The 24618-nt window shown below is 50.6% G+C and carries 21 protein-coding genes, 3 tRNA genes, 2 pseudogenes and 1 other annotated feature; of the genes and pseudogenes, 10 read left to right on the forward strand and 16 right to left on the reverse strand.

Translation table 11 applies throughout. From position 1 onward, the window contains the following. The 6 genes from DWX76_RS01235 to DWX76_RS01260 form a co-directional block, all read right to left on the reverse strand. Positions 1–594: a V-type ATP synthase subunit E gene (locus DWX76_RS01235; RefSeq protein WP_118569978.1), complete on the reverse strand. Its 594-nt coding sequence runs from the start codon at positions 592–594 to the stop codon at positions 1–3. Positions 595–639: 45 nt separating this feature from the next. Continuing rightward, a complete protein-coding gene (locus tag DWX76_RS01240; protein ID WP_022358667.1) occupies positions 640–1107 on the reverse strand; it encodes a V-type ATP synthase subunit K in 468 nt (155 codons plus the stop codon). Between the two features lie 2 nt (positions 1108–1109). Further along, positions 1110–3125: a V-type ATP synthase subunit I gene (locus tag DWX76_RS01245; RefSeq protein ID WP_118569979.1), complete on the reverse strand. Its 2016-nt coding sequence runs from the start codon at positions 3123–3125 to the stop codon at positions 1110–1112. 19 nt (positions 3126–3144) lie between these two features. Continuing rightward, positions 3145–3453 (reverse strand): hypothetical protein, encoded by a 309-nt coding sequence (locus tag DWX76_RS01250; protein WP_107000830.1) that lies wholly within the window; start codon positions 3451–3453, stop codon positions 3145–3147. Between the two features lie 336 nt (positions 3454–3789). Continuing rightward, the gene (locus DWX76_RS01255; protein WP_022358670.1) at positions 3790–4731 is read right to left on the reverse strand and encodes an AEC family transporter; all 942 of its coding nucleotides are present in this window, start codon (positions 4729–4731) and stop codon (positions 3790–3792) included. A gap of 424 nt (positions 4732–5155) precedes the next feature. Continuing rightward, entirely contained in the window at positions 5156–6028 is an 873-nt protein-coding gene (locus tag DWX76_RS01260) for a methionyl aminopeptidase (RefSeq protein ID WP_118569980.1), read from the reverse strand. Between the two features lie 295 nt (positions 6029–6323). Between DWX76_RS01260 and DWX76_RS01265 the strand changes: the two genes are divergently transcribed. Together DWX76_RS01265 and DWX76_RS01270 are read left to right on the forward strand one after the other, a co-directional pair. After that, positions 6324–7589: a DUF4118 domain-containing protein gene (locus DWX76_RS01265; RefSeq protein ID WP_118469030.1), complete on the forward strand. Its 1266-nt coding sequence runs from the start codon at positions 6324–6326 to the stop codon at positions 7587–7589. Position 7590: 1 nt separating this feature from the next. Continuing rightward, on the forward strand, positions 7591–8301 hold the full coding sequence (locus tag DWX76_RS01270; RefSeq protein ID WP_118469028.1) for a response regulator: 711 nt from the start codon (positions 7591–7593) through the stop codon (positions 8299–8301). A gap of 293 nt (positions 8302–8594) precedes the next feature. On the opposite strand, the gene DWX76_RS01275 is transcribed toward DWX76_RS01270, so the two are convergent. Beyond that, entirely contained in the window at positions 8595–9404 is an 810-nt protein-coding gene (locus DWX76_RS01275) for a hypothetical protein (protein ID WP_107000835.1), read from the reverse strand. Between the two features lie 206 nt (positions 9405–9610). Beyond that, a complete protein-coding gene (locus DWX76_RS01285) occupies positions 9611–10552 on the reverse strand; it encodes a DMT family transporter (protein ID WP_118569981.1) in 942 nt (313 codons plus the stop codon). 139 nt (positions 10553–10691) lie between these two features. On the opposite strand from DWX76_RS01285, the gene DWX76_RS01290 reads away from it, so the two are divergent. The 3 genes from DWX76_RS01290 to DWX76_RS01300 all read left to right on the forward strand — a co-directional run bounded on the left by DWX76_RS01290 (position 10692) and on the right by DWX76_RS01300 (position 12780). Continuing rightward, complete coding sequence (locus DWX76_RS01290) at positions 10692–11375, forward strand: YitT family protein (RefSeq protein ID WP_243022418.1); 684 nt, start codon at positions 10692–10694, stop codon at positions 11373–11375. A 96-nt stretch (positions 11376–11471) separates the two neighbouring features. Further along, a tRNA-Gly gene (locus DWX76_RS01295) sits at positions 11472–11544 on the forward strand. A 102-nt stretch (positions 11545–11646) separates the two neighbouring features. Continuing rightward, on the forward strand, positions 11647–12780 hold the full coding sequence (locus tag DWX76_RS01300) for an SLC13 family permease (protein WP_118569982.1): 1134 nt from the start codon (positions 11647–11649) through the stop codon (positions 12778–12780). Positions 12781–12962: 182 nt separating this feature from the next. Here DWX76_RS01300 and DWX76_RS01305 read toward each other — a convergent pair. Together DWX76_RS01305 and DWX76_RS01310 are read right to left on the reverse strand one after the other, a co-directional pair. Continuing rightward, a tRNA-Gly gene (locus DWX76_RS01305) sits at positions 12963–13033 on the reverse strand. Between the two features lie 22 nt (positions 13034–13055). After that, a tRNA-Phe gene (locus tag DWX76_RS01310) sits at positions 13056–13128 on the reverse strand. Between the two features lie 292 nt (positions 13129–13420). After that, positions 13421–13678, forward strand: a binding site (T-box leader). Positions 13679–13869: 191 nt separating this feature from the next. Here DWX76_RS01310 and DWX76_RS01315 point away from each other — a divergent pair. The 4 genes from DWX76_RS01315 (at position 13870) to DWX76_RS01325 (ending at position 16796) form a co-directional block, all read left to right on the forward strand. Continuing rightward, positions 13870–14850: an ABC transporter substrate-binding protein gene (locus tag DWX76_RS01315; RefSeq protein ID WP_243022419.1), complete on the forward strand. Its 981-nt coding sequence runs from the start codon at positions 13870–13872 to the stop codon at positions 14848–14850. A gap of 232 nt (positions 14851–15082) precedes the next feature. Next, positions 15083–15412 (forward strand): hypothetical protein, encoded by a 330-nt coding sequence (locus tag DWX76_RS14715; protein WP_412693944.1) that lies wholly within the window; start codon positions 15083–15085, stop codon positions 15410–15412. Next, positions 15409–16002, forward strand: coding sequence for a hypothetical protein (locus tag DWX76_RS14720; RefSeq protein WP_412693945.1), 594 nt, complete (start codon positions 15409–15411; stop codon positions 16000–16002). The genes DWX76_RS14715 and DWX76_RS14720 overlap by 4 nt, the downstream gene beginning before the upstream one ends. Further along, complete coding sequence (locus tag DWX76_RS01325; protein ID WP_022358462.1) at positions 15996–16796, forward strand: ABC transporter ATP-binding protein; 801 nt, start codon at positions 15996–15998, stop codon at positions 16794–16796. Before DWX76_RS14720 ends, DWX76_RS01325 begins: the two co-directional genes overlap by 7 nt. A gap of 93 nt (positions 16797–16889) precedes the next feature. On the opposite strand, the pseudogene rsmA reads toward DWX76_RS01325, so the two are convergent. From rsmA to metG, 3 genes and pseudogenes are all read right to left on the reverse strand, one after another. Beyond that, positions 16890–17748: pseudogene (gene rsmA, locus DWX76_RS01330) on the reverse strand (16S rRNA (adenine(1518)-N(6)/adenine(1519)-N(6))-dimethyltransferase RsmA). Positions 17749–17817: 69 nt separating this feature from the next. Beyond that, positions 17818–18584: pseudogene (locus DWX76_RS01335) on the reverse strand (TatD family hydrolase). A gap of 22 nt (positions 18585–18606) precedes the next feature. Continuing rightward, on the reverse strand, positions 18607–20598 hold the full coding sequence (metG, locus tag DWX76_RS01340; protein ID WP_107000844.1) for a methionine--tRNA ligase: 1992 nt from the start codon (positions 20596–20598) through the stop codon (positions 18607–18609). A 222-nt stretch (positions 20599–20820) separates the two neighbouring features. On the opposite strand from metG, the gene DWX76_RS01345 reads away from it, so the two are divergent. Then, positions 20821–22665: a DUF885 domain-containing protein gene (locus DWX76_RS01345; RefSeq protein WP_118569983.1), complete on the forward strand. Its 1845-nt coding sequence runs from the start codon at positions 20821–20823 to the stop codon at positions 22663–22665. A 73-nt stretch (positions 22666–22738) separates the two neighbouring features. On the opposite strand, the gene DWX76_RS01350 is transcribed toward DWX76_RS01345, so the two are convergent. From DWX76_RS01350 to DWX76_RS01360, 3 genes are all read right to left on the reverse strand, one after another. Continuing rightward, a complete protein-coding gene (locus DWX76_RS01350; RefSeq protein ID WP_022358467.1) occupies positions 22739–23272 on the reverse strand; it encodes a GerMN domain-containing protein in 534 nt (177 codons plus the stop codon). Between the two features lie 105 nt (positions 23273–23377). Beyond that, positions 23378–23824 carry a MarR family winged helix-turn-helix transcriptional regulator gene (locus tag DWX76_RS01355; RefSeq protein ID WP_022358468.1) on the reverse strand — a complete coding sequence of 149 codons (447 nt, stop codon included), beginning with the start codon at positions 23822–23824 and terminating at the stop codon, positions 23378–23380. A gap of 238 nt (positions 23825–24062) precedes the next feature. Next, on the reverse strand, positions 24063–24599 hold the full coding sequence (locus DWX76_RS01360; protein ID WP_022359373.1) for a hypothetical protein: 537 nt from the start codon (positions 24597–24599) through the stop codon (positions 24063–24065). Between the last annotated feature and the right edge of the window lie 19 nt (positions 24600–24618).

Raw genomic sequence — 24618 nt, forward strand, 5'->3', positions numbered from 1 at the left:
TTATCCAAACAGCATCGCATGTACCTTGTCCGCCAGCTCATCCCGCTGCGACGCAAACAACGCCCCGGCAGAACAATTTTCCTCGACACCGCCATACACCAGAACAAAGCCCCCGTCGATCTCCCTTGGTTCTTTTTTCAGTACCAGGCTTCCGCCCTTTTCCTGCGCCGTCTTCTCTATCTTTGCCGGAAAATCATCCGGCATCCGCTCTAAATCACGTTTTGAAACATAGATTTCTCCTGCCCGCTCCGTCACGAACCGGGAAAGAAGCTGCTCCATCCATGCAAAATACGCCTCATCCGGCTTTGCCAGCAGCTCCTTGTGTGCCGCCGCAAGCATTTCCTCGATGATCGCCTGCTTTGCCGCAAGGATCGCCTGGCGCTTCTTTAGCGCCGCCGAAGAACGAAGCCGTTCCTCATAGCTTTTTTCACGCTGCGCCGCCGATTTCGCCTGCTCTTCCTCCAGCTTTTTTACCTTTTCACCGGCTGCCGCAAGGGTCGTCTCCGCTTCACCGGCTGCTTTTTCCTGAATCGCAAGCGATTCCTGCTTTGCATCGTCAAGGATCTGAGCAATAATCTTATCTAATCCATTCATACGCTTCACTCCTTAACTGATTTTGATTCTTTCCGCCGTGCCAGATTACAGTGCATTGATTGCCAGAATCGAAACCAGAAGTGCCAGAATCGCATAGGTCTCAACCATCGCCGGGAACAGCATCGCTTTACCAAACTGTTCCGGTTTCTTCGCTACGATACCGATGGAAGCAACCGACGTTCTTCCCTGATGTCTCGCCGATACCAGACCAACCACGCCGATCGGAAGGCATGCTGCCAGATATAAGAGTCCCTGGGAGATCGACATGCTCATGTCAGCGCCGCCGCCAAGAAGACCAATCTTAGAAAGAGCGATGAAACCAACCAGCAGACCGTAGATACCCTGGGTACCCGGAAGCAGCTGGAGCAGAAGCACCTTCGCGAATTTATCCGGATCCTCGGTTACGACTCCGGCTGCTGCCTGACCTGCCACGCCTACGCCGTAGGCTGAACCCATACCTGCAAGAATAACCGCCACTGCAACTCCCAACAATGCAAATACAATTCCGCTCATATTTAATCCTCCTTGATTTCCACGTATTTTGTTATCTGCTTAAACGGACGGAACGCCTTTCCGCCACCCTCATAGAACTTTCCGAAAAACTCGACGTACTGCAGACGGCAGGTATGCACATACGCGCCGAGCAGGTTGATCGCCAGGTTAAACAGGTGTCCGAAGCAGAATACCAGTATAAATACAATCACGCCAAATACATTATTTCCAACCATACTTCCCATCTGGTTGATAACCGATGCGATAACGCCGGTTGCCAGTCCGAGCGCCAGAAGGCGCGAGTAGGAAAGCACATCCGACACCCATCCGGTAATATTGTACAAATCATATGCGCCAAGCGCCAGCCGCAGGAGCGGATTCTTCTTGTCGCGCGCCGACATCACCAGAATTCCCAGCGCGCCCACGATCGCCATTCCCTTTGCCAGCGAATTAAGCACCGGCGGGAATACGATATTCATCTGCGCGATGGAACCAAACAGTTCCGTCGGAAGCAGCATCAGGATCAGCCCCAGAAGCAGGAGGTACCAGAGTACCACGTCGCAGATAAAATCCACAACCTTGCCATCCTTTAAGAGCATATATCCTTTCAGTCCCAGCCCCAGGAATAAGTGAATCACGCCAAATAACATCGAATAAACCAAAAGCTTCATCGGGTCATTTAGCGGGACAAACCAGAGCGCCGGTATCGTCACCGTATGTCCAAAATATGTCCGGCTCACGATGTCCACCGCATCTCCGAAATAACCGCCGAACATGACGCCCCAGAACAGGGTCGAAAGTCCGCAGTACATAAAGAGCCGCAGTGATTTCCGCAGGTTTTCTTCCATCCTTGGGAATTTCTTAAGTGCCAGGAAGCACATCAAAAATACAATAAATCCGTATGCCGCATCTGAAAGCATCAGACCAAACAAAAATACATAGCACGCTGCCATGATGCCGGTCGGGTCCATCTCCCCCTTCGCCGGTAAGCCAAAGGACGCGGTCACGCCCTCCGCCGACGCCGCGAAGGTTCCGTTGGAGAGAAGCACCGGTGCTTCCTCATCCTCCGGCACATCCGAACTTTCCACTGCAAGTTCAAACCGGCTATTCAGCTTCTCCTCCAGTCCTTTCGCATCGCGCTTCGGGATAAATCCCGTGATCATACACGTTTTTTCCGACTGTAAGATCTCGCCGAGCGCCTCATACTTCTGTGCCCGCAGGCGGTAATAGTCGGATAACAATTTCAAATCTTCCCTCGCCGGAGCGCACTGTTTCAGTTCTTCTTCCGTCGCTGCCGCGCGTCCCTCATGCTCTGCCGCCTGCACTTTGAGTTTCTTAGCGTAAGCTGCCGGAACTTCCTCCACCGGACGCGCCGGACGGGCAAATCCAATCGACCGGAGTGCTGTCTCCAGCTTCTCCTCGTCCTCTTTCAGGCAAATTACCGCAATGCAGGTCTGGTCGGCGTCGCTTCCGACAACCTCCAGCTCCCATTTTTCAAGCTGCGGCTCCTGTTTTGCCACCGAAGCGTAAATTTCTTCCTGCGTATAAGCGCCTCCGCCGACCGCGCCGGCTAAGATAGCACACCGTTTCGTCTCCTGATACGCAAGTGGAATCTCCAGCTTCTGCCACGGTTTCAGGCTTTCCGCCTCCGCCAGCAGTCTAAGCGCCGCAGTCTTTTCCTCCGTGATCTGCTTTTGCAGGTTCAAAATGCGTTCCGCCTGACCTAAAAGCGCCTCTGCGTTCGCCTCCGTCTCCCGGTACGCGCCTGCCTTTGCAAGTGGCTTTCCGGCAATCCCAGCAAGCATCGATGTTTCCTCCGGAACCACCGCGGCAAGCACTTCCAATGCGCGGTCCGCCGTCGCCGCATTCCGCTCAAACTTCTGCCGATCCTCCAGCGTGTCCGTCCGCTTAAATACCTCGTCCGGCTCCGCCTCCGCTGTCAGCTCCAGCACTCCGGCAGCCTGCAGAAACTCCATCAGGGACTTACGGTCCTTCTTCAGGGCACAGATACATAGCTTTTGCATCTGCAATACTGCCATATCTACATCCCTCCATTCACTAGACCAGTTCCGCTATGAGCCGGTCAACCACCTCCGGTTTCCGTCTGTCCGCCGTCTCTCTGAGCGTCTGACACTCCGCCTCGGCTTCTGCCAGTGCCTGTTTTACGTACTCCTCCCCTCTGAGAGTCAGTTCTTCTTCCTGCTTCACAGCTGCTTCTTTCCCCCTTTTCTGTGCATCTGCGAGCATTCGATCCGCTTCTGCCTCCGCCTCCGCCTTAACGCGGCGTGCATCCTCCGAAGCCTGCGCGACCAGTTCCGATGCCTTCGCCTCTGCGTCCTCGACCGCCTGGATCGTCTCCTTGATCATTGAACCACCACCTTTTCCCCTAATTTTTTTTCAACAATAATGCAATATCCTTATTATGTTTCACATCCTCCCATTCCATACAATTCGCTGATTCGAAGCATCAAAAGCACATGGAAAATAAATAAGTTTTCTCGCATTTGTATACTATTATAACTTTTTCAATCAGTTTTGTCTATTAAATGTTTTAATTTTGAAAAGATTATACATACATCTTAATTTATGAAAAAAAATTTCGGTTCTCATGAAAAACAGTGTTTGTTTATACAAAAAAGCTGCCAGACAATTGTTGCTCTTCCACAAACCACTGTCTGGCAGTCCCCTATTATATATTTATTTTTATGCGAGCCATCCGATCGAATTAAGGAAATAGACCCACAAAAAGATCGTCACAACCGAGGCGACCGTGCTCAACACGACAAACTGTCCCGCCAGCTCGCCGTCGCCGCCCATGTTCTGCGCCATCGCATAGGACGCCGTCGCAACCGGAGTCGCGTACATTTCAAAGTAAACAAAACGTTCCACACCGGAAAAGCCGAGCAGCGTCGCAACCGCCAGAATCACTGCCGGCAGGATCACCATCTTGACGGTCATCGACGGAACCACATATTTCAGATTGCCGCCGATCGCATTGAAATGCAGCGTTCCGCCCAGTACGAACAGAGCCAGCGGCGTTGTCAGATTGGCAAACTGCTTGATCGGTCCTTCCACGGAAACCGGAAGTTTAATCCCCAACATATGGAAGATAAAGCCCATGAGCGCACCGCGGATCATCGGATTTTTCAGGATATTCTTAATCAAAACGAAAACCGGGACCTTGCCGCCCCGGAACAATTCCAGAATCACGACCGCCGTTATGTTGTAGACCGGAATCACGATCGCCACCATCATCGTCGCCAGCAGTGTTCCCTCCTCACCGAACACGCTGGTTGCCAGCGGAATGCCGAACAGGACGAAATTGCTGCGGTAAATCGCCTGGATGATAACGCCGCGCCGCTCATTTTCCTTTACCAGACGCGGAACCACAGCAAGCAGAACCGCCTGCAAAAGCAGCACGCTGATAATGGCGACTGCCACCAGACGCAGATTTAATGTCATTCCCTCCGGAATGGAATACAGGTTGTTAAACATCAGAATCGGAAAGAATGCCTGAAAGATCACTTTATTCAGGCGCTTCATAAAATCCTCATCCGCCAGCCCCGACATCCTGACTCCATATCCAAATGCGATATAGAGCAGAAACGGAAGGACTGTATTAAGTGCAAATAAAAAATTTTCCATATAATTCCTGCCACTTTCTTCTTAATTGCTTTGTTCTGGACGCGGTTTCTATCCAGTCAGGCCGCCCCCCTTTAATCACCAGATTTATTATATACCCCATCCAAGAAATCGACAAGAAAAATTCAAGCGCGCCAGCCTCATAAACAGTTCCGAAAAAGTTTCGAATTATGTAATACTCGTTTAGATTTATTTTAGATATTGGTCAAAATATGGACACAATTATCCAGTATTATAATGGCATAACATCAATGAGGCAGATGGCACTAAGGAATGCGCGCAATTGTTATCTGGCTCGACTAACAACAATTTCCTTTATATAGATATTTCTTCGCAGTCTTTTATCCCCCTTCGGCTGTGAAGAACACCCACCTTGGGTACAAAAAAGAGACGGTTTGACGCCGTCTCTTTTTATGTACTCTGCAAACTACCAGGAAAGCACCTCATGGCCATCCTCGGTTACCAGCACCTGAATCTCCCACTGGGCGGATGCTTTTCCATCCTTCGTGTATACACTCCAGTCGTCGTCGCCATCCACGAATACTTCCTCGGTTCCCTCGTTGATCATCGGCTCGATCGTGAACATCATGCCCGGTGCAAACATCATGCCGGTGCCTCTCTGACCAATATATCCAACCCACGGGTCCTCATGGAACTCGATGCCAACGCCGTGACCGCCGATCTCACGAACCACAGAATAGCCATTTTCTTCCGCATGCTTCTGGACCGCTTCCGCCATATCGCCCATGAAGCCCCACGGTTTTACCTGCTCCAGACCTAATTCCACACACTCTTTGACAACGTTCACCAGTTTTTTATGTTCCGGGCTGACATTTCCGATACAGAACATACGGGAAGAATCCGCATAATAGCCGTGATAAATGGTCGAAACATCCACGTTGATAATATCGCCATCCTTTAATACGACATCCGCCGACGGAATGCCATGGCAGACCTGGTCATTGATGGATGTGCACACGCTCTTCGGGAATCCTTCATAGCCAAGCGGCGCCGGAATTCCGCCCATGCGGGTCGTCTCATTGTATACCCACTGATCGATCTCCTCGGTTGTGACGCCAGCTTTGATATGCTCAGCCACATAGTCCAGAACTGCCACATTGATCTTGCAGCTCTCGCGGATCCCCTCGATCTGCTCCGGGGTCTTGATCATGTCGTGATCCGGGATCTGATATCCGGCATCCGCCGCCTCCATCAGCTTCTCATCAAATGCCTCATGGCAATGTTTGTACTTCTTTCCACTTCCACACCAGCACAGATCATTTCTTCCTAATTTTTTCATCTTATTTTCATTCCTTTCGCCCTGCACTCCGGCAGCCCGTTTGTCACTCTCTAACAGGCGGGTCAGCCTGCTTCCCTCAATCGGGAGACTGTTTGGAGTTTAACACACTGACGCTGAAAATGCAATGAAATCGCCCTTATCCAGCCAGATTCTCAATAATTGTGTTACTGTTTTTATCCCAAATTTTCACGATTTTTTCAACTTTTTAACAGTCTTCCTCTCTATTTTTCAGAAGAAACATTGTATAATAGAAGCATCCATATGAATTTTTTGAAAGGAGACTTTCTTTATTTAAATGAAACATTCAAGTAAACCTTCTGTTTCTGGAACTTCCAATGAAACTTTCCTGAAAACAGAATCAGCCAGCAGCCTTCAAGGTTCAGCCGAACCCAACTCTCCGGATACCAGCACTTCCAATGGCAGCGAAACATATCCACACAAAATTGACGCCTTAAAAAATTGGTTCCGGACCCGCCCGATCGTTGAAAAATTCTGTGCGCTTCCGACATACATACAGAGCTGGGGACTTACCCTGTTTTTCATGGGTACCGCCACGATCATCGCGTTCTGCTTTTTTCATGCGCTCAAAAATCCGACTGCCAACATCGCGCTAACATACATTCTGGCGGTCTTTTTGGTAGCGCGTTTTACGGACGGATACAGCTTCGGTCTGTTCTCCTCCTTTGTCGGCGTTGTCTGCGTCAATTTTCTGTTCACGTATCCGTATTTCGCGCTGGATTTCACGATGGCCGGCTATCCGATTACCTTCGTGGCAATGTTTTCAATTTCCAGCATTACAAGCGCCATCACAAGCAACATGAAAACACAGGCGCGCGTGCTGGCAGAACGTGAAAAGATGCTGATGGAAGCGGAAAAGGAAAAGATGCGGGCGAATCTGCTGCGGGCAATCTCCCACGACCTCCGCACCCCACTTACCAGCATCATCGGTTCCAGTACCGTATATCTGGAAAATGGAAGCAGCCTCCCGGAGGTTGAGAAAAATGCGCTGGTGCGCCATATTCTTGAGGACTCTAACTGGCTCTTAAACATGGTTGAAAACCTGCTCTCCGTCACGCGTATCAACAATGAGACGGCAAAGGTAACTAAGACCTCAGAACCGGTCGAGGAAGTTCTCTCCGAGGCGATGATCCGCTTAAAAAAGAGACTTCCAGATGCCAATATCCATGTGCGCGTGCCGGAGGAATTCCTGATGGTCCCGATGGACGCCGTCCTCATCGAACAGGTTCTCATCAACCTGCTGGAAAATGCCGTTGTCCATGCTGAAAGCACCGAGCCGATCGAGTGCTATGTGGAATCACTTTCCGACTATGCGATTTTCCACGTGCGCGATTACGGCGTCGGCATCCCGCCGGAGAAGCTGGCAACCATCTTTGACGGCTCTTCTTCCACGACCAGCACTTCGCCGGATGGACGAAAGGGCATGGGAATCGGGCTTTCCATCTGTAAAACGATCATTCTCGCCCACGGCGGCGAAATCAAGGCAATCAACCACACGCGCGGTGCCGAATTTTACTTTACCCTTCCAAAGGAGGACAAATAACATGACACATAAACTTTCTATTTTATTAGTAGAAGATGAAAAAAACATCTGCGACTTCATCTCCACCTCCCTGTCCGCACAGGATTACCGCATTTCCACCGCACACACGGGAAAAGAAGCACTTCCGATCATCACGTCCCAGTGCCCGGATCTGATTCTCCTCGACCTGGGGCTTCCAGACATGGACGGCATAGAGATCATCCGCCAGGTCCGCACCTGGTCCAGCGTCCCGATCATCGTCCTCTCCGCCCGCACGCAGGAACAGGAAAAGGTACGTGCGCTCGACCTTGGCGCGGATGATTATCTGACCAAGCCGATCGGCACCTCCGAGCTTCTCGCGCGCATCCGGACTGCCCTGCGCCACAGCAACCGCTTAAACACAGCTTCTCCGCTTTATAAGCGCCCATTCCATGCAAAGGGACTGACGATCGATTTTGAAAAACATCTGGTATCGGTTGATGGAAGGGATGTCCATCTGACGCAGATCGAGTTTAAGATTATCTCCCTGCTGGCACAGAATTCCGGCAGAGTCATGACGTATGATACGATTATTTCGAATATCTGGGGTCCCTATGCGGACGATGATAACAGTATTCTGCGCGTGAATATGGCACATATTCGAAGGAAACTGGAGCAGAATCCAGCGGAACCGCAGTATGTGTTTACGGAGATCGGGATTGGGTATCGGATGATTGAGGATGAGATGCAGTAATAGATTGATTGATTGTCGTGATGCAGAAAGAGGCGTCCGGGAATCTGCGCCGCCTGCGTCTCCAATTATCATTGTTCGCTTGCTTTCGCTACATCTGTTCGTCTGGATCGGACAAAAATGTCCGCCCCAGCCGGACAGCTGGCGTGGGATGCGTACAATCGATAATTGGAACGCTGGCTCTACAGATTCCCGGACGCCACTTTCCTCTTGTTATGTTATGGATCGCTTTTGCCTGCCAGCCTTTGCTTTGCTCGGCTGGCTTTTGATTGTCTATTTTTGTTTTTGTCTGTTTTTTATTCTACTTCGCTTTCAATGACTCCATCATATAAACCAATTAAGTCTTCATAGCCATCCGTGGATGGAAGTGTCACTACGACCGGCTCGCCCGGGTTCTGGACTTCGGTCTCCATCAGGGTGATGCAGGTCATCGGCTGGTCGAGGACTTCCATGTTGTATACGATATAGTTTGTCATATAGATAATGTAATCGTTGTCATCCAGCACGTAAGCGCCTTTCATTTCCTGGATGTTCATGTCCAGATTGACATCGGTGCCGAGTGTGTTCATCACGGTTCCGAGGGCTTCTTTGACGTTCTTGTTTAGCTTCTTTGGATTTGCCTCATATGCCAGCACACGTTTTCCATTGACCTCGTTTAAGGAAATGCCCTTCATATAGCTGGATTCCATATTGCTGGTGTTGACTCCGGTCTGGACGGAGGATATGATCTGCTCTAATGGCATCGGGTATTTCAGTTTGACACCGTTGGCATCTACGTAATAGTAGCCGTCCGTATAAAAAACCTGTGAATAGCTGTCCTGTCCCAGAATCGAGGAAGCGACCTGTGCCAGGTACTTGAGATCGGTGGTATCCTGCATATCCATCTCTGCATGCATCGCCATATCAACTTTCATCTGACCGTCCGGAATGACATCCTTTGCAAGTATGACCGAATGGACGCCGCTCTGAATCTCCGCGGACTGAATCGTATTGTTCTTCTCCATCACCCGGTCAAATACCTCCGCCGGATTTTCGGCTGCAAATGCGGTTGTTGACATCGTCATAATGGCTGCTGCACTCACAAGTGCGGTTGCTAATTTTTTCATCCCTGTTTCCTCCTGTCTGCTGCCGGGCTTATGTCGTATTTCCCTATATAACTTTCTGCCCTATCTATAACCCATTTTCGAGCTGTGTCGGCAACCCAGCTTTTGTTCCTGAAATTCACGTTTCTGGACACGAAAACCACTCCGACTTTATCTTCAGTATATATAATTTGGCATCGCTTGTAAACCATATCGGCGGATACTTTCCCTTACATTTTTATTACATCTGACGGCTCTTTCGATTCCAAAAGTGCCTGCTTTTGAGTATTCTTTCTTTTCCGGTTATTATATACAAACATGAAAATTGCCATCAGGCAGATAATTCCATATCCGAGGAAACTCCAGCCGTCCGGCACCTGCCCGAAGATAAAGAAACCGAGCATCGTCGAGAAGATCAGCTGCGAATAATCGTAGATGGAAATACGGCTCGCCGGGGCATAGCGGTATGCCGCCGTGATCGCAAACTGTCCGCCCGCCGCCACGCAGCCCGCCAAAAGCAGGATCCCCATCTGCTGCCAGGTCATCGGATGATAGTCAAAAATCAGCCACGGCAGCACAACCACACAGGAAAATACCGAGAAAAACAGCACGATCACCGGTCCCTTTTCTCCTGCCTCTCCCAGTTTCCGCACCATCGTGTACGCCGCGCCCGCGCAGATGCCGCCGAAAAAGCCCAGCAGCGACGGCACAAGTGCCAGATTGGAGAATGTCGGCTTTACCACGAATATACTGCCGAGAAACGCACCGAAGATCAGCGAAAGCTGAATTGGCATAACTTTTTCCTTTAAGATCAGCCAGCTGAACAGCACTGTAAAAAACGGCGACATTTTATTTAGAATCGATGCGTCCGCCAGCACCAGATGATCCACCGCATAAAAGTTACACAGCACTCCCATCGTGCCGAAAATTGACCGCATCAGAAAATACGGCAGATTTTCCCTGCGGATACGAAACGGCTCTCCCGCCCGCAAAAGCAAAACAACCGCTGCCAGCGCCGCCACAAGATTGCGAAAAAAACTCTTCTGCATCGACGGCAGATCGCCCGCCAAATGTACAAACATACTCATCAGCGCAAAACAGAACGCAGACAGCACCAGGCAGGCAATTCCGCGGTATTCCTGCTTCCGGGTGTCCGGATGATTTTCTACCATGTTTTCATTCCCCTTTCCGTCTTCCTATCTTCCAGTATACGCACATCCCACATTTTTGTCTATTCTTGACACAAATTTGTTTCCATACTAAAATAGAGAAACCATTAACAACACTATCTTTTGTAAGGAGCCTGTTATTTTGCTGAAATTATTCCATTCCCTCGATTTAAAACTAAAATCCTGCCTGATTGCACTGTTTGGAAGTGCATTTCTGGCATTTGGCCTGTACCATGTCCATTCCTTTTCCGGTGTCACCGAGGGCGGTGTCTTAGGAATGACGCTTCTGCTTGAGCACTGGTTCCATATCTCCCCATCCGTGTCCGGCTTCATCATGAACCTCGCCTGCTACGCGATGGGATGGAAACTTCTGGGGCGGCAGTTCATCGCCTACTCCATTCTTTCCAGCGCCAGCTTCTCCCTGTCTTACCGGATCTGTGAGCAGTTTCCGCCCCTGTGGCCGCAGCTTGCCGATATGCCGCTTGCCGCATCCCTGCTCGGCGCGGTCTTCGTCGGCGTCGGTGCCGGGCTCTGCGTGCGGATCGGCGGTGCCCCGGGCGGAGACGATGCGCTTGCGATGAGCCTTTCCCACGTGACGCACATCAAAATCCAGTGGATCTACCTCCTGTCCGATTTTGCTGTACTGGTGCTTTCACTGAGCTACATTCCGTTAAACCGCATGGTATATTCCATCCTCACGGTACTCCTGTCCGGACAGATCATCGGGTTTGTGCAGACCGCGGGAACACATCCAGTGGAAAATATGGAACTTGATCGTTTTCATACGGTTCTCCCGGTTTCAAACGTGCCTACCCGTGAACAGTAATGAATTTTCTATATTTTTTGATTTTTTTAAAAAAACGCTTGCCAAATCAACCGACCTATGATATTATATAACTCGTTGAAGCGATGCTTCAGAAATGCGCGAGTGGCTCAGTTGGTGGAGCGCGACCTTGCCAAGGTCGAGGCCGCGGGTTCGAGTCCCGTCTCGCGCTCTTTTTATTTATAGCGGAAACCTTTTCATTTTCATGAGGGTTTCCGCTATTTTCGTTACTGGTCACAGTTACACTTTTTCTTTTTCAAGGGAGTATTTTACCATGATACAAAAAGTAAGTTCTTTTCTCAAAAAGGATACCGTTTTAACCATCGCCCTGGCTCTGGCTGTCCTTTCCATGTTTATCATACCACCGTCTGCCGGATACCTGGGATATCTGGATCTGCACACACTGATCCTGCTCTTTGGCCTGATGACAGCAACCACAGGCCTCCAAAACATCGGTTTCTTTCGACAGCTCGGGGAATTACTGCTGCTTCGAATCCATTCACTCAGGCAGCTGGAACAGCTTCTGATTCTTCTGTGTTTCTTTTCCAGCATGCTGATCACCAACGATGTGGCCTTAATTACCTTCGTTCCATTCGCTCTGGAACTACTGCGGATGGTAAACCGCAAAGACCGGATCGTTCCGGTTGTCGTCTGCCAGACACTGGCAGCCAACCTCGGCAGCATGACAACTCCGGTGGGGAATCCCCAGAATCTGTATCTGTATTCCCACTTTGAGCTTTCACTTGATACATTTATCCGGAGCATCGGTCCATTTTCGCTGCTTTCATTGGTTTTGCTGCTGCTCGTCACAATGTTTACACCAAGGGAGACTATCTCACTAGATACAGCCGGTAGAGATACAACCTCCGATGAGACCTTTCCTAAACGCTGCCTTTTCTGCTGTCTGGGAATGTTTTTCCTGTGCCTTTGCACCGTAGCCGGTCTTCTGCCTCTTCCAATCCTGTTTATCTGCATTCTGGCGATTGGCTGTCTGGCAGACCCGAAGATCTTCTGTCAGGTAGATTACTCTCTCATCCTGACTTTTATCGGATTCTTCATCTTCATCGGGAATCTGAAACACATTCCTGCGGTAAGCTCCCTGCTTTCCAGTATGATCACGGGACACGAAGTGATAGTCTCCGTTCTGGCCAGCCAGGTAATCAGCAACGTTCCGGCCGCCATCCTGTTGTCCGGATTTACCGAAAAAGGAGTTTCCCTTCTGATCGGAACTAACCTCGGCGGTCTCGGCACCCTGATCGCATCCATGGCGAGTCTTATTTCTTACAAATATATCGTCCGCTCCTGCCCAGAGAAAAAAGGAATCTACTTCCGCTGGTTCACAATTGCAAATGCGGGATTTCTAGCAGTCCTGATGGCGGTATATTTTCTGGTTTTTTATAGCATCTGATAAAAAAGAATGTGCCTTGGCACATCCGGGCGTCTCGCGCGGTCGCTTGCGACATGTTTCTGCTTCGCGCGAGTGCGCATCCTCGCGGAGCGTTTTTTGTTTCATAGGACGTAATTTCCTATGAAACAAGAAAGCCCCCAGAGCGGCAACTCTGGGGGCTTTCTTAATTTTAGACAACAAAAAGCGGGTGATGGGAATCGAACCCACGTATCCAGCTTGGAAGGCTGGTGTTCTACCATTGAACTACACCCGCATGATAAATTATGAAATTGTAATGCCCAGAACCGGAATCGAACCAGTGACACGAGGATTTTCAGTCCTCTGCTCTACCAACTGAGCTATCTGGGCATCCTGAGGAATCCTGTGATTCTCATGTTCGCTTTCGTCTTTTGTTCAGCGACATGTGTTATTATACTAGAGGGTCTTTTAAATGTCAACTGTTTTTTTTATTTTTCTAAACTTTTTCAAAAACTTTTTCAACTTGCTGTTCCTGCCGCACAGCCAGCGTCCACATCTTCATCTCCAAATTTTCCGTAAACAACGGAAAAACAGACCTTTTTTCATTTTCCTGCATCTTTTTGATTTTGATGGTTGACAAATCCTTTTGGGTGTGTTTATAATGCATGTAACGAAGAACACAGATAAACCGATGAGGAAGAAGAGTATCTGACCTATGTATCGCCACAGAGAGTTCCGGATGGTGGAAACGGAACGCCTTACCGTCAGTGAATGGACTTCCGAGGGCAGCCTTGAACGATTGTGAATTGTTTCAGTAGGGGCTGACGGGACCCCACCCGTTATCCATCGGGGCACGTATGATGGTACGTGTAAGCGAGTGGACATTTTCACAAATGTCAATTTGGGTGGTATCGCAGAAGTTTACGCTTTTGTCCCATGTATAGGGACAGGGGCGTTTTTTAGTTTCTGGAAACACATTCTCAGTAAAATCTTTCATCACGGCGCGCGGCGCCAAACCAAAGAGAATCTTCTTTCCAGACACATTCTTTACTCTGCTCCGGCAAGGCAGACTGATACATCTGCCATCCAAAACAAATATCAAAATAAGAATAAAGAATGGAGAAAATGACTATGAAAAAGAATCTGAAAAAATTATTTGCACTTGGATGCACCGCAGCCCTGACACTGACAACCGCAGGATGCTCTTCCAGCACATCCAGCAACGCTTCCGAAGCAGACACCACCGCTGAAACCTCTCAGGAAGCTTCCGCGGACAAAGAAATTTATAATGTAGCGATTGTCAAACAGCTCGACCACGCTTCCCTTGATGAGATTGCAAATGCAGTCGAGGCAGAGTTAGATAAAATCGCCGAGGATAACAATGTAACCATTCACTACGAGCTGTACTCCGGCCAGAATGACCAGACAACCTTAAAGCAGATTGGTGATCAGGCGGTTGCTGACGGTGTTGACGCCATCATCCCGATTGCGACCCTGGCTGCACAGGTAGCGACCGTATCCGCACAGCAGACCCAGACACCGGTTGTCTACGCCGCTGTTTCCGATCCGGAAGCCGCTGAGCTGACCGGCATCGACTATGTAACCGGTACCAGCGATGCGCTGAACACCGAGAAAATCATGGATATGATTTTTGCCGCAAACCCAGATGTTAAAAATGTGGGGCTTTTATATTCCTTATCCGAGGCAAACTCAACCAAACCGATCGCGGATGCAAAGGCATACTTAGACGAAAAAGGCATCTCCTACACCGAGCAGACTGCAAATACCAACGACGAAGTAATTACCGCTGCCTCCTCCCTGGTTGCTGACAAAGTAGACGCTGTCTTCACTCCTACCGACAATGTCATCATGGCAGCTGAGCTGGCTATCTTCAAGGATCTGGCCGATGCAGGCATCCCGCACTATGCCGGCGCTGATTCCTTCGTCCGCAATGGTGCATTTGCCACCTGCGGCGTCAACTACACGGCTCTTGGTACACAGACCGCTGACCTTGCTTATCAGGCAATCACCGAAGGCATGGACGGCATGGAAGACTACTACACCGCAGAAGGCGGCATCGTAACCGTAAATACCGAGACTGCCAAAGCCTGAATATCGACACAGCTGTATTCAAAGATTTTGGCGATGTTGTAGAGGTTACGACCACCGAGGACTAATACCCCTCATCCGGCGGCACTTTGATTTTCATTTGACTGACTTTCATGTACTCTCAGAACCGTAAGACAGACCAGACGCCAGCCGTATCCCCCGCTTACCACGCGGCTGGCGCATCTGCCTTATGAACGTTCTGGGAGTACCGATCATTCTACGGAGGTAATTTCCCATGCTTCATATTTTACAAACCGCTCTGGAACTGGGATTTCTGTATGCGCTGGTGCCGATGGCGCTGTTCTTGAGTTTCCGCATACTGGACATCGCGGATATGACAACGGACGGCTGTTTCGTCCTCGGCACAGCGGTATCCGTCACAATGGCTGCGGCAGGGCATCCATTTCTCGCGGTTCCGGCTGCTATGCTTGCAGGCATCTGCGCCGGATTTATCACCGCATTTCAGCAAACCCGTCTCGGCGTGCCGTCCATTCTCGCCGGTATCATCACCAATATGGGGCTCTACACCATCAATCTGATGGTAATGGGCTGGAGTGCAACGTGAGTCTTTTAAAGACAGAGACCATCTTTTCCCTGCTTCAGAAAACCGGTATCGGGGGTGACTGGTATGAAGCACTTCTGGCAATCTGCGTAACTATGCTTGCGGGCGCACTGCTCGTCTATTTTCTCGGTACCCGTCTGGGACTCTCCATCCGGGCAACCGGCAACAACATTGACATGGTGCGCGCCTCCTCGATCAACCCGACATTTACCATTACGGTCGGCTTATGCATCGCCAATGCGCTGACCGCACTCTCCGGCGCAATGGTCGGTCAGTACCAGAATACCGCCGACATCAACGGCGGCACGGGTATCGTCGTGATCGGTCTTGCCTGCCTGATCATCGGTGAAACCGTCCTCGGACGCCGCGGCGTGGCAAGAGGTGTCATCGCCACCGTCATCGGTTCGATTATTTACCGTTTTATCTACGCTATCGTCCTGTATACAAAAATCATGCCTGTACAGGGGCTGAAACTGGTCACCGCTGTGATCGTAGCGCTGGCAATCGCATTTCCGACGATCCGGAAATGGGCGGCATTCCAGACACGTAAAAATGCAGCGGCACGCCGGAAGGGAGGACACGGAGCATGTTAAATATTCAGTCGATATCAAAAACCTTTAATCCGGGAACTGTCAACGCCAAACAGGCGCTCTCCGGGCTGTCCCTGCATCTGGATCACGGAGATTTCGTGACAATCATTGGCTCCAACGGCGCCGGAAAATCGACCCTGTTCAATGCGATTGCCGGCAGCTTCTACGTCGATGACGGCTTTATCGAGCTGGACGGCGAGGATATCACCTATATGCCGGAGCACAAGCGCAGCCTGATGGTCGGCCGCCTCTTCCAGGACCCGTTAAAGGGAACGGCGCCGGGCATGACGATCGAAGAAAATCTTGCCCTCGCCTATCTGCGGACTGCAAAGGGGAAATCTCCATTTTCCCGCATTTCCAAGAAAGATAAAGATGCGTTCCGCGAACGCCTCTCCCTCTTAAATATGGGGCTTGAAGACCGGATGACCCAGCCGGTCGGACTTCTCTCCGGCGGTCAGCGCCAGGCGCTCACCCTGCTCATGGCAACCCTCATCACGCCGAAGCTTCTGCTGCTCGATGAGCACACTGCCGCCCTCGATCCGGGAACAGCTGAAAAAGTACTGGAGCTGACGAAAAATATCGTTGCTGAGGAGAAAATCACCTGCCTGATGATCACCCACAATATGAACCAGGCTCTGGAGCTCGGAAACCGCACGCTCATGATGGCAAACGGAAATATCGTGCTCGACGTCGGCGGCGCAGAGCGCGCTTCCATGACTGTCGAGGATCTGATCGCCCGCTTCAAGACCGGCGCAGGCCACGCGCTGGATAATGACCGGATTTTATTGTCGGAATAATTTTAAAAAAGCAAAAAATTCAAAAAAGTCCCATCCTTTCAGATTTGAATCTGCATAAGGATGGGACTTTTTTATATTTCTCTTATCCAATTTCTATTTCCCAAGCACATCCGAAAGCGCTGCAAACTGCGCCAGCGTCAGCGTCTCGCCGCGCACGGACGGGGAAAGTCCCAGCGACTCGATTGCGGCTGCGATCTCTTCCTTGCTAAAGGAGAGATCCTGCGCGTTGGAAAGCCCGTTCTGCAGGGTTTTCCGGCGCTGGTTGAAGGACGCGCGGATGAGACGGAACATTAAATCTTTATCCTTTACCTCCACCGGCGGCTTCGCATGGCGGGTCAGACGGATGACCGCTGAGCCGACATTCGGACGCGGAATGAAACAGTTCGGCGGCACATTTGCCACGATGTATGGCTCGGCATAATACTGAACCGCCAGCGACAGCGCGCCGTAATCCTTCGAGCCCGGACCAACCTGCATCCGGTCTGCGACCTCTTTCTGCACCATAACCGTAATATTGTCGATCGGCGCACCGCTCTCAAACAGCCCCATGATGATCGGGGTCGTGATATAGTACGGCAGGTTCGCCACGACCTTAACCGGACGTCCGCCGCCTTTTTCTTCCGCCATTTTTTTTTATGTCAATCTTTAAAATATCTTCATTGATAACAGTTACATTTTCGCAGTCCTGAAGCGTATCTTTTAAGATCGGAATCAGATTTGTGTCGATCTCCACGGCGATGACCTGTCCTGCCGCCTGTGAAAGGCGCTGTGTCATCGTACCGATGCCAGGACCGACTTCCAGGACGGTGTCCTCCTTGGTCATGCCCGCCGCTGAGATAATCTTGTCCAGCACGTGCGTATCAATCAGAAAATTCTGACCGAATTTTTTCTGGAAGGCAAAATTGTATTTCTGTATTACTTCGATTGTATTCTTCGGGTTTCCAAGATCCATTCCGAAAATCCTTTCCCGGAGTCCGGAACCTGACCGAGACACCACCCAGCCAGATTCCTCCTCTCTTCTTTACATTAACCGGTACAGCCTCCGCGCATTCTCTTCAGTCGCACGGACGATCTCTTCCGGTGTACATTTCTTGATTTCTGCCAGCTTTTCCGCCACATATGGCAGGTTCAGTGAGGAGTTGCGTTTGCCGCGGTTGGGAACCGGAGCGAGGTAGGGGCAGTCGGTTTCGAGTACCAGACGGTCGAGCGGCGCCATCTCGGCTACTTCCAGAAGCTTTTTCGCGTTCTTGAAAGTCAGTACGCCGCCGATGCCTAAGTAAAAGCCCATCTTTAAATACTCTGCCGCCATCTCTTTTCCATAGGAGAAGCAATGAATCACACCGCCTATCTCCCCGGAGTGCTCCTCCTTCATGATATCGAGCGTATCCTTCGCCGCGTCGCGGCTGTGGATGATGACTGGAAGTTTTAATTCCCGCGCCAGATTTAACTGGCGGTGGAACCATTTCTTCTGGGTCCCATGATCCGGCTCTTCCCAGTAATAGTCGAGACCGATCTCGCCGATCGCCACGATCTTCCCGGACTGTGCCAGCACACGGAGTTCGGCAAATTTTTCCTCGTCAAGCTCCGCCGTGCTGCTCGGATGGACACCTGCTGCCCCATAGATAAACGGATATTTTTCCGTCAGGGCAATCGTCGTCTTCGTACTTGCCATATCTGCGCCGACATTGACGACCGTGCCGATCCCGCCTGCTGCCAGACCGGAAAGCAGTTCTTCCCGGTCCCCGTCAAAGGCTCATCATCGTAATGAGCGTGTGTATCAAATATCATATAAGTTATATTCCTTTTTTTCTTAGCAGATCTCCGCACCCGCCGGCATCTCTTTCTCCGTTGTCATCAGGGACAGCTTTCCGTCTGCATCCTCGGCACACAAAATCATGCCCTCGGAGAGCAGACCTGCCAATTTCGCCGGTTTTAAGTTGGTCACAACCATGACTCTCTTGCCGACCATCTCCTCCGGGGAGTAGGAATGCTTGATGCCGCTGATGATCTGGCGCACCTTGCTTCCGACCTGAACCTGGGAGCAGAGAAGCTTCTTGGACTTCGGAACTGCCTCGCAGGAGAGGATCACGCCAACCTGGAACTGCAGTTTTGCAAAATCATCGTAGGTAATCTCTGCTTTCGGCTCGATATCGATGCCCTCGGCTTTCTCGTCCTCTTCCTTCTCCGGCTCTGCCTTTGCAGCAACTGCCTTCTTCTGCTCTTCCTGGATAACTTTGACTTTCTTCATCACATCGTCGAGTTTCAGGCGGGCAAAGAGAACCTCCGGCTCCTCAGTCACCTTATTTCCGGACGGATAACGGCCAAATTCATCCATCTGTGGCAGTTCACGTTTTACGGTATTTAATTCTTTTAAGATCTTCTCAGAGGTCTCCGGCATGAAGGATTCAAGCAGGGACGCACCGATCGTGATAGACTCAACCAGGTTGTAGAGAACAGTCGCAAGACGATCCTGCTTGTCCTCTTCCTTTGCCAGAATCCACGGGGTTGTCTCGTCAATGTATTTGTTGCTGCGGCGGAAAATATTGAAGATCTCGGTGATCGCATCGGCAACGCGCAGCTTATCCATCTTCTCATCAACCTTGCGGACTGCTTCCAGCACTACCTTCTTCAGATCCTCGTCCACCGGCTCCGTCACGCCCTTGTCGGCTACCACGCCGCCAAAGTACTGGTTCGTCATCGATACCGTTCTCTTTACGAGGTTGCCGAGGATATTTGCCAGATCCGAGTTCAGTCTCTCTACCATCAGCTCCCAGGTAATAACGCCGTCGTTCTCAAACGGCATCTCATGCAGAACGAAGTAGCGGACTGCATCCACGCCAAAGAAATCAACCAGTGTATCGGCGTAAATCACATTTCCCTTGGATTTACTCATCTTGCCGTCGCCCTGTAACAGCCACGGATGACCAAATACCTGCTTTGGAAGCGGCAGGTCGAGTGCCATCAAAAAGATCGGCCAGTAAATGGTATGGAAACGGATAATATCCTTACCAATCAGATGCAGGTCTGCCGGCCAGTATTTCTTGAACAGCTCGCCGCTCTCGCCGTCGCAGTCATATCCAAGACCGGTGATATAGTTGGTCAGTGCATCCAGCCATACATATACAACGTGCTTCGGGTCGAAATCAACCGGAATACCCCATTTAAAGGAAGTACGGGAAACACACAGATCCTGCAGACCCGGAAGCAGGAAGTTGTTCATCATCTCATTTTTACGGGAAACCGGCTGGATGAACTCCGGGTGCTCATTGATATAATCGATGAGTCTCTGCGCATATTTGCTCATACGGAAGAAATATGCCTCTTCCTTCGCCGGCTGTACCGGGCGTCCGCAGTCCGGGCATTTGCCGTCTACGACCTGGGACTGGGTCCAGAAGGACTCGCACGGGGTACAATAAAGTCCCTCGTAGCAGCTCTTGTAAATATCGCCCTGATCATAGAGCTTCTTGAAAATCTTCTTTACCTGCGCTTCATGATCCTCGTCGGTGGTGCGGATAAATTTGTCGTAGGATGTATTCATCAGATCCCAGATCGTCTTGATCTCACCCGCCACGTTATCGACAAACTGCTTCGGCGTGATGCCAGCCTCAGCTGCCTTTAACTCGATCTTCTGACCATGCTCATCGGTGCCCGTCTGGAAACGCACATCGTAGCCCTGCGCTCTCTTGTAGCGCGCAATGCTGTCCGCCAGCACGATCTCATAGGTATTTCCGATATGCGGTTTGCCCGATGTATAGGCAATCGCAGTTGTTATATAGTAAGGTTTCTTACAGTTCTGACACATTTATCATGCCCTCCTTATTAAAATTGCGCTTTAAATTGTGTTCTTCACAAAAAAAGCCTCTAACCGCCCATGGTTTTCCATCTGCGATTAAAGGCAAGCCACCTTCTTTTCTCTGCCTTTTCTTCATATATAAATATATAGATTAAGTCTATCTGTTTTGCATCCCTTTGTCAAGTATGGTATACTTGCAGACATATATATTTGTTTTGGAGGTATTATATTATGCAGAAACGCTTTTCCTTCCCGCCCCTGCCGCGCACAGCGCTCGCGATCGCTGCAGCTGCTGCCCTGGCGCTCTCCGGATGCGCTGGTTCTTCCGGCTCAGGAACCCCCGCCGAATCCTACGCCGCTTCCGGGCAGACTGGTTCTCCTTCCAATGCATCGTCCGATGCTGCCAGCGAACAGGCGCGTTTTGATGCGTTTCTGGCACACCAATTTCAGGAAAGCGTGCAGGACGATCCGCTCTCCCTTCATTTTCTTGTCCGGAATCCGGAAAATTACGGTATCACCGAACCGGAGATGAAATTTCCAGAATATTCCCTGGAACAGCTTCAAAAAGATTCCGAAGAAAACGCGGCCGTTCTTGAGGAACTTTCTTCCTTTGATACCTCTCTCTTGACCTCCGACCAGCTCTTCACATACCGGATGATGAAGGACACACTGGAGACGGAAGCCGGCTCGAAGGGACTGGAACTCTACAATCAGCCGTTAAGCGCCCTGATCGGCACGCAGGCGGAACTTCCGACCTTATTAGCCGAATATACATTTTACAACCGTGCCGACATCGACCATTACCTGGCACTGCTTTCGCAGATCGACACATATTACAAGCAGCTCGCAGCGTATGAACAGGCGCAGGCAGACGCCGGTCTCGCACCGTCCGACGACACCATCGACCGGATTTTAAAATCCTGTAAAAGCTACCTCATCCGCCCGGAAAACAGCCTGCTGACGGAAACATTTGCCTCCCGCTTAAATGCAGTTGAGGGCTTAAGCAATGCAGAAAAGGCGTCCTATAAAGCAAAACATCTGACCATTTTAAAGGAACACTTTATCCCGGCATATACAAACCTCTCTAAAGCACTGGAATCGCTCAAGGGCTCCCATCCGGAGGCAGGAGGACTTAGCACCTACGAACACGGCAGGGAGTATTATGCCTATCTTGCGGCGGCGCTGACCGGCACAGATTCTTCGGTCGATGCGCTCAAAACGCGGATTGAGAAGCAGATGCAGGCAGATTTATCCGAAATCCGCGTCCGCTTAAAGGAACATCCGGAACTCGTCCGGCAGATGACCGACTCTGCCATCACACTCTCCGATCCGGATGAGATCCTTCAGAATTTACAGACGCAGATTCAGGATGATTTCCCGGCGCTTACAGATACCTCCTACACGCTCAAATACGTCCCGGAAGCGCTGGAATCTTCCCTGTCCCCGGCGTTTTTCCTCGTACCGCCAATCGATTCCGACGGTTCCAACACCATTTACATCAACGAAAAAGCAAGCACTGAGCAGAACCTCTACACCATGCTGGCGCACGAGGGCTATCCGGGGCATCTCTACCAGTCGGCTTATTTCAATGACCGGGAGCCGGTTCCGGTACGGCGGCTTCTTGCCTGCGGCGGCTACAACGAAGGCTGGGGACTCTACAGCGAACTGTACGCCTACTCCTTCGACAACGGACTGCCGGAAGCGGTCAAACCGCTGATGCGCTGCAGCGAAGCCAGCAGCTACGGGCTGTACGCGCTTCTCGACATCTGCATCCACTATGATGGCTGGGATCTCGCCACAACCACCAGTTATCTGGAAAATTCCTACGGATTTACGGATCCGGAATCCGCGCACGAGATATACCTGGCAATCATTGATAATCCGGGCAATTACCTGAAATACTATACCGGCTATCTGGAAATTCTGACCATGCGCCAGGAAGCCGAGGAGGTACTTGGAAACAAATTCAACGCCAAGAGCTTCCACCAGTTCATCCTGAACATGGACGGCGCTTCCTTCCGGGTCATCAAACCGTATTTTCAAACATGGCTGATGACGGAGAAATTGCACGTATAATGGAAAAAGAGCGGAGTCTCCCTGTATGCATCCGCATACTTCAGGGATCCCGCTCTTTTCGCATTTTCATGCTTTAGTTTACTTTCTTGTAATTCTTCTCAAAGCTCATCGGACCGTCGCCGATCTTCTCGCCTGCTACGCTCAACTCCAGCGTCTTTGCCTCGTAGTTCTGGATAAATGTATTGGCAATGGCCATGACAACCAGCTTGTCAGAGGACTCCTTTAAGGAGGAGAGATCCAGCGTCAGGGCGCCGTCCTTCTGCTCAAATTTATCCACGGTGATTCCCTCTTCAATGACGCCCACCTCTGCCATCTTATCAAGCAGTTCCTGTGCATCCAGCTCATCGCCGTCAATGCCATCCATATTCTGTTTTAAGCCGCTCTTATCAGATTTTACAGAATATACGCAAACGGTTACCGTCGGATCTGCATCCGTTACCACCATGCTTTCTTTCTCAGCCACGCCGTCTACAGTCTCCTGCTGCGCCGCACCTGCCGGGGCAGTTCCATGTTCGCTGGTTTCTCCTGTATTTCTTGCCGTCGGCGCACATGCGCCCAGAACAGCTGCCATCATAAGACCAGCTGCCATTACCATAAATTTCTTCATAATGTACCTCCTTGTATTCTCCTCGCAGCAGTTGCTTCACGGTTTTCGCAACCGTTTTTGTCTTTCACACCTGTTTCCATCCAGTGCAGACTACATCCATTCTTTTTACCGCTGCCCATCCTTACTCCTAAACCACTGATTCAGCTTCATCAGCGCCTTTACCAACGTCTGCATCTCATCTTCCGACAGATCGCTTGTCAGGCTCTCGATCATCTCCCGGTGGAACCGGGCGTGATGCCCATACGCTTTTCTGCCCCGCTCTGAAAGAGAAATATATACGACCCGCCGATCCTCGAGTCCCCGGCTTCGTTCCACATAGCCCTTTTTGACCAGGCTGTTCATGGCAATCGTGAGCGTTCCCACCGTAACGGACAGTTCTCTGGCGATCGATGACATATTTTTCGGTTCACCAATCCCGATCGCTTCGATCACATGCATATCGTTATTCGTGATGTCTTTAAACTCCGGCGTAATGATTACCTTCTGTTCTATGTCCATCACATCGCGGAACAGCGTCACCAGAAGCTCATTCAGCGTCTCATAATTTCCCACAGTTTTCCCTCTCATCCTTGGTTTCAGCGCGCAAAACGGCAATTTACCCTACCGATTATACAATATTCTGTGCGGCAAGACAACTAGCAAATTTCTTACATCTTCTCTTATACCATAGCACTTGTTACTGTTCACGCACACGTGCCCAGTAACGGAATTTGCCGTGGCTTCGCATTTAAATACGGCAAATTCCTGCTGCCACCACGTTTTCTTACGGCACTTTCGGTTCCAAAAGTGCCTACCCGTGAACAGTTACCATGGCACTACATAAGATACTCGCCACAAGCCCCGCGAACGTTGCAATCAGCGCCCCCGCAAGCGTCCATCGCGTCTTTGAGATCCGCACGGTCAGATAGTAGACACTCATCGTATAAAAAACCGTCTCCGTGCAGCTCTCAAGAACCGACACCATCATGCCGAGCCGCGAATCGGGTCCATACGTTTTAAAAATATCTAAGAGCAGCCCCGTCGCCGCCGAACTGGACACCAGACGCACCAGAAGCAGCGGAACCACCTGTGCCGGTATATGCAGAAATGCCGCCGGTCCCGCCAGCACCCCGGAGAGGAAATCGAGAAAACCGGAGGTCCGAAGCACGCCGACCGCCGCCATCAGTCCCACCAGCGTCGGCAGGATTCCAGCCACCGTTTTAAGCCCCGCAAGCGCCCCTTCGATAAAATCATCAAAAACCGGGCGTTTCTGAAGCACCGCAAACCCAACGATATAAAACAAAACAACCGGAACCAGGTATTCAGAGAGGTAATTGATGCAGCGCATTCGACGGCTCCCGTGTCTA

This window comes from Clostridium sp. AF21-20LB, from assembly GCF_003478795.1.
In the GTDB taxonomy this organism is placed as follows: domain Bacteria; phylum Bacillota; class Clostridia; order Lachnospirales; family Lachnospiraceae; genus Otoolea; species Otoolea fessa.

What these genes read in the sequence shown, in the direction of transcription:
- DWX76_RS01235 (WP_118569978.1), bottom strand. Translation starts at nt 594, where the DNA reads ATGAATGGATTAGATAAGATTATTGCTCAGATCCTTGACGATGCAAAG.
- DWX76_RS01240 (WP_022358667.1), bottom strand. Translation starts at nt 1,107, where the DNA reads ATGAGCGGAATTGTATTTGCATTGTTGGGAGTTGCAGTGGCGGTTATT.
- DWX76_RS01245 (WP_118569979.1), bottom strand. Translation starts at nt 3,125, where the DNA reads ATGGCAGTATTGCAGATGCAAAAGCTATGTATCTGTGCCCTGAAGAAG.
- DWX76_RS01250 (WP_107000830.1), bottom strand. Translation starts at nt 3,453, where the DNA reads ATGATCAAGGAGACGATCCAGGCGGTCGAGGACGCAGAGGCGAAGGCA.
- DWX76_RS01255 (WP_022358670.1), bottom strand. Translation starts at nt 4,731, where the DNA reads ATGGAAAATTTTTTATTTGCACTTAATACAGTCCTTCCGTTTCTGCTC.
- DWX76_RS01260 (WP_118569980.1), bottom strand. Translation starts at nt 6,028, where the DNA reads ATGAAAAAATTAGGAAGAAATGATCTGTGCTGGTGTGGAAGTGGAAAG.
- DWX76_RS01265 (WP_118469030.1), top strand. Translation starts at nt 6,324, where the DNA reads ATGAAACATTCAAGTAAACCTTCTGTTTCTGGAACTTCCAATGAAACT.
- DWX76_RS01270 (WP_118469028.1), top strand. Translation starts at nt 7,591, where the DNA reads ATGACACATAAACTTTCTATTTTATTAGTAGAAGATGAAAAAAACATC.
- DWX76_RS01275 (WP_107000835.1), bottom strand. Translation starts at nt 9,404, where the DNA reads ATGAAAAAATTAGCAACCGCACTTGTGAGTGCAGCAGCCATTATGACG.
- DWX76_RS01285 (WP_118569981.1), bottom strand. Translation starts at nt 10,552, where the DNA reads ATGGTAGAAAATCATCCGGACACCCGGAAGCAGGAATACCGCGGAATT.
- DWX76_RS01300 (WP_118569982.1), top strand. Translation starts at nt 11,647, where the DNA reads ATGATACAAAAAGTAAGTTCTTTTCTCAAAAAGGATACCGTTTTAACC.
- DWX76_RS01315 (WP_243022419.1), top strand. Translation starts at nt 13,870, where the DNA reads ATGAAAAAGAATCTGAAAAAATTATTTGCACTTGGATGCACCGCAGCC.
- DWX76_RS14715 (WP_412693944.1), top strand. Translation starts at nt 15,083, where the DNA reads ATGCTTCATATTTTACAAACCGCTCTGGAACTGGGATTTCTGTATGCG.
- DWX76_RS01325 (WP_022358462.1), top strand. Translation starts at nt 15,996, where the DNA reads ATGTTAAATATTCAGTCGATATCAAAAACCTTTAATCCGGGAACTGTC.
- metG (WP_107000844.1), bottom strand. Translation starts at nt 20,598, where the DNA reads ATGTGTCAGAACTGTAAGAAACCTTACTATATAACAACTGCGATTGCC.
- DWX76_RS01345 (WP_118569983.1), top strand. Translation starts at nt 20,821, where the DNA reads ATGCAGAAACGCTTTTCCTTCCCGCCCCTGCCGCGCACAGCGCTCGCG.
- DWX76_RS01350 (WP_022358467.1), bottom strand. Translation starts at nt 23,272, where the DNA reads ATGAAGAAATTTATGGTAATGGCAGCTGGTCTTATGATGGCAGCTGTT.
- DWX76_RS01360 (WP_022359373.1), bottom strand. Translation starts at nt 24,599, where the DNA reads ATGCGCTGCATCAATTACCTCTCTGAATACCTGGTTCCGGTTGTTTTG.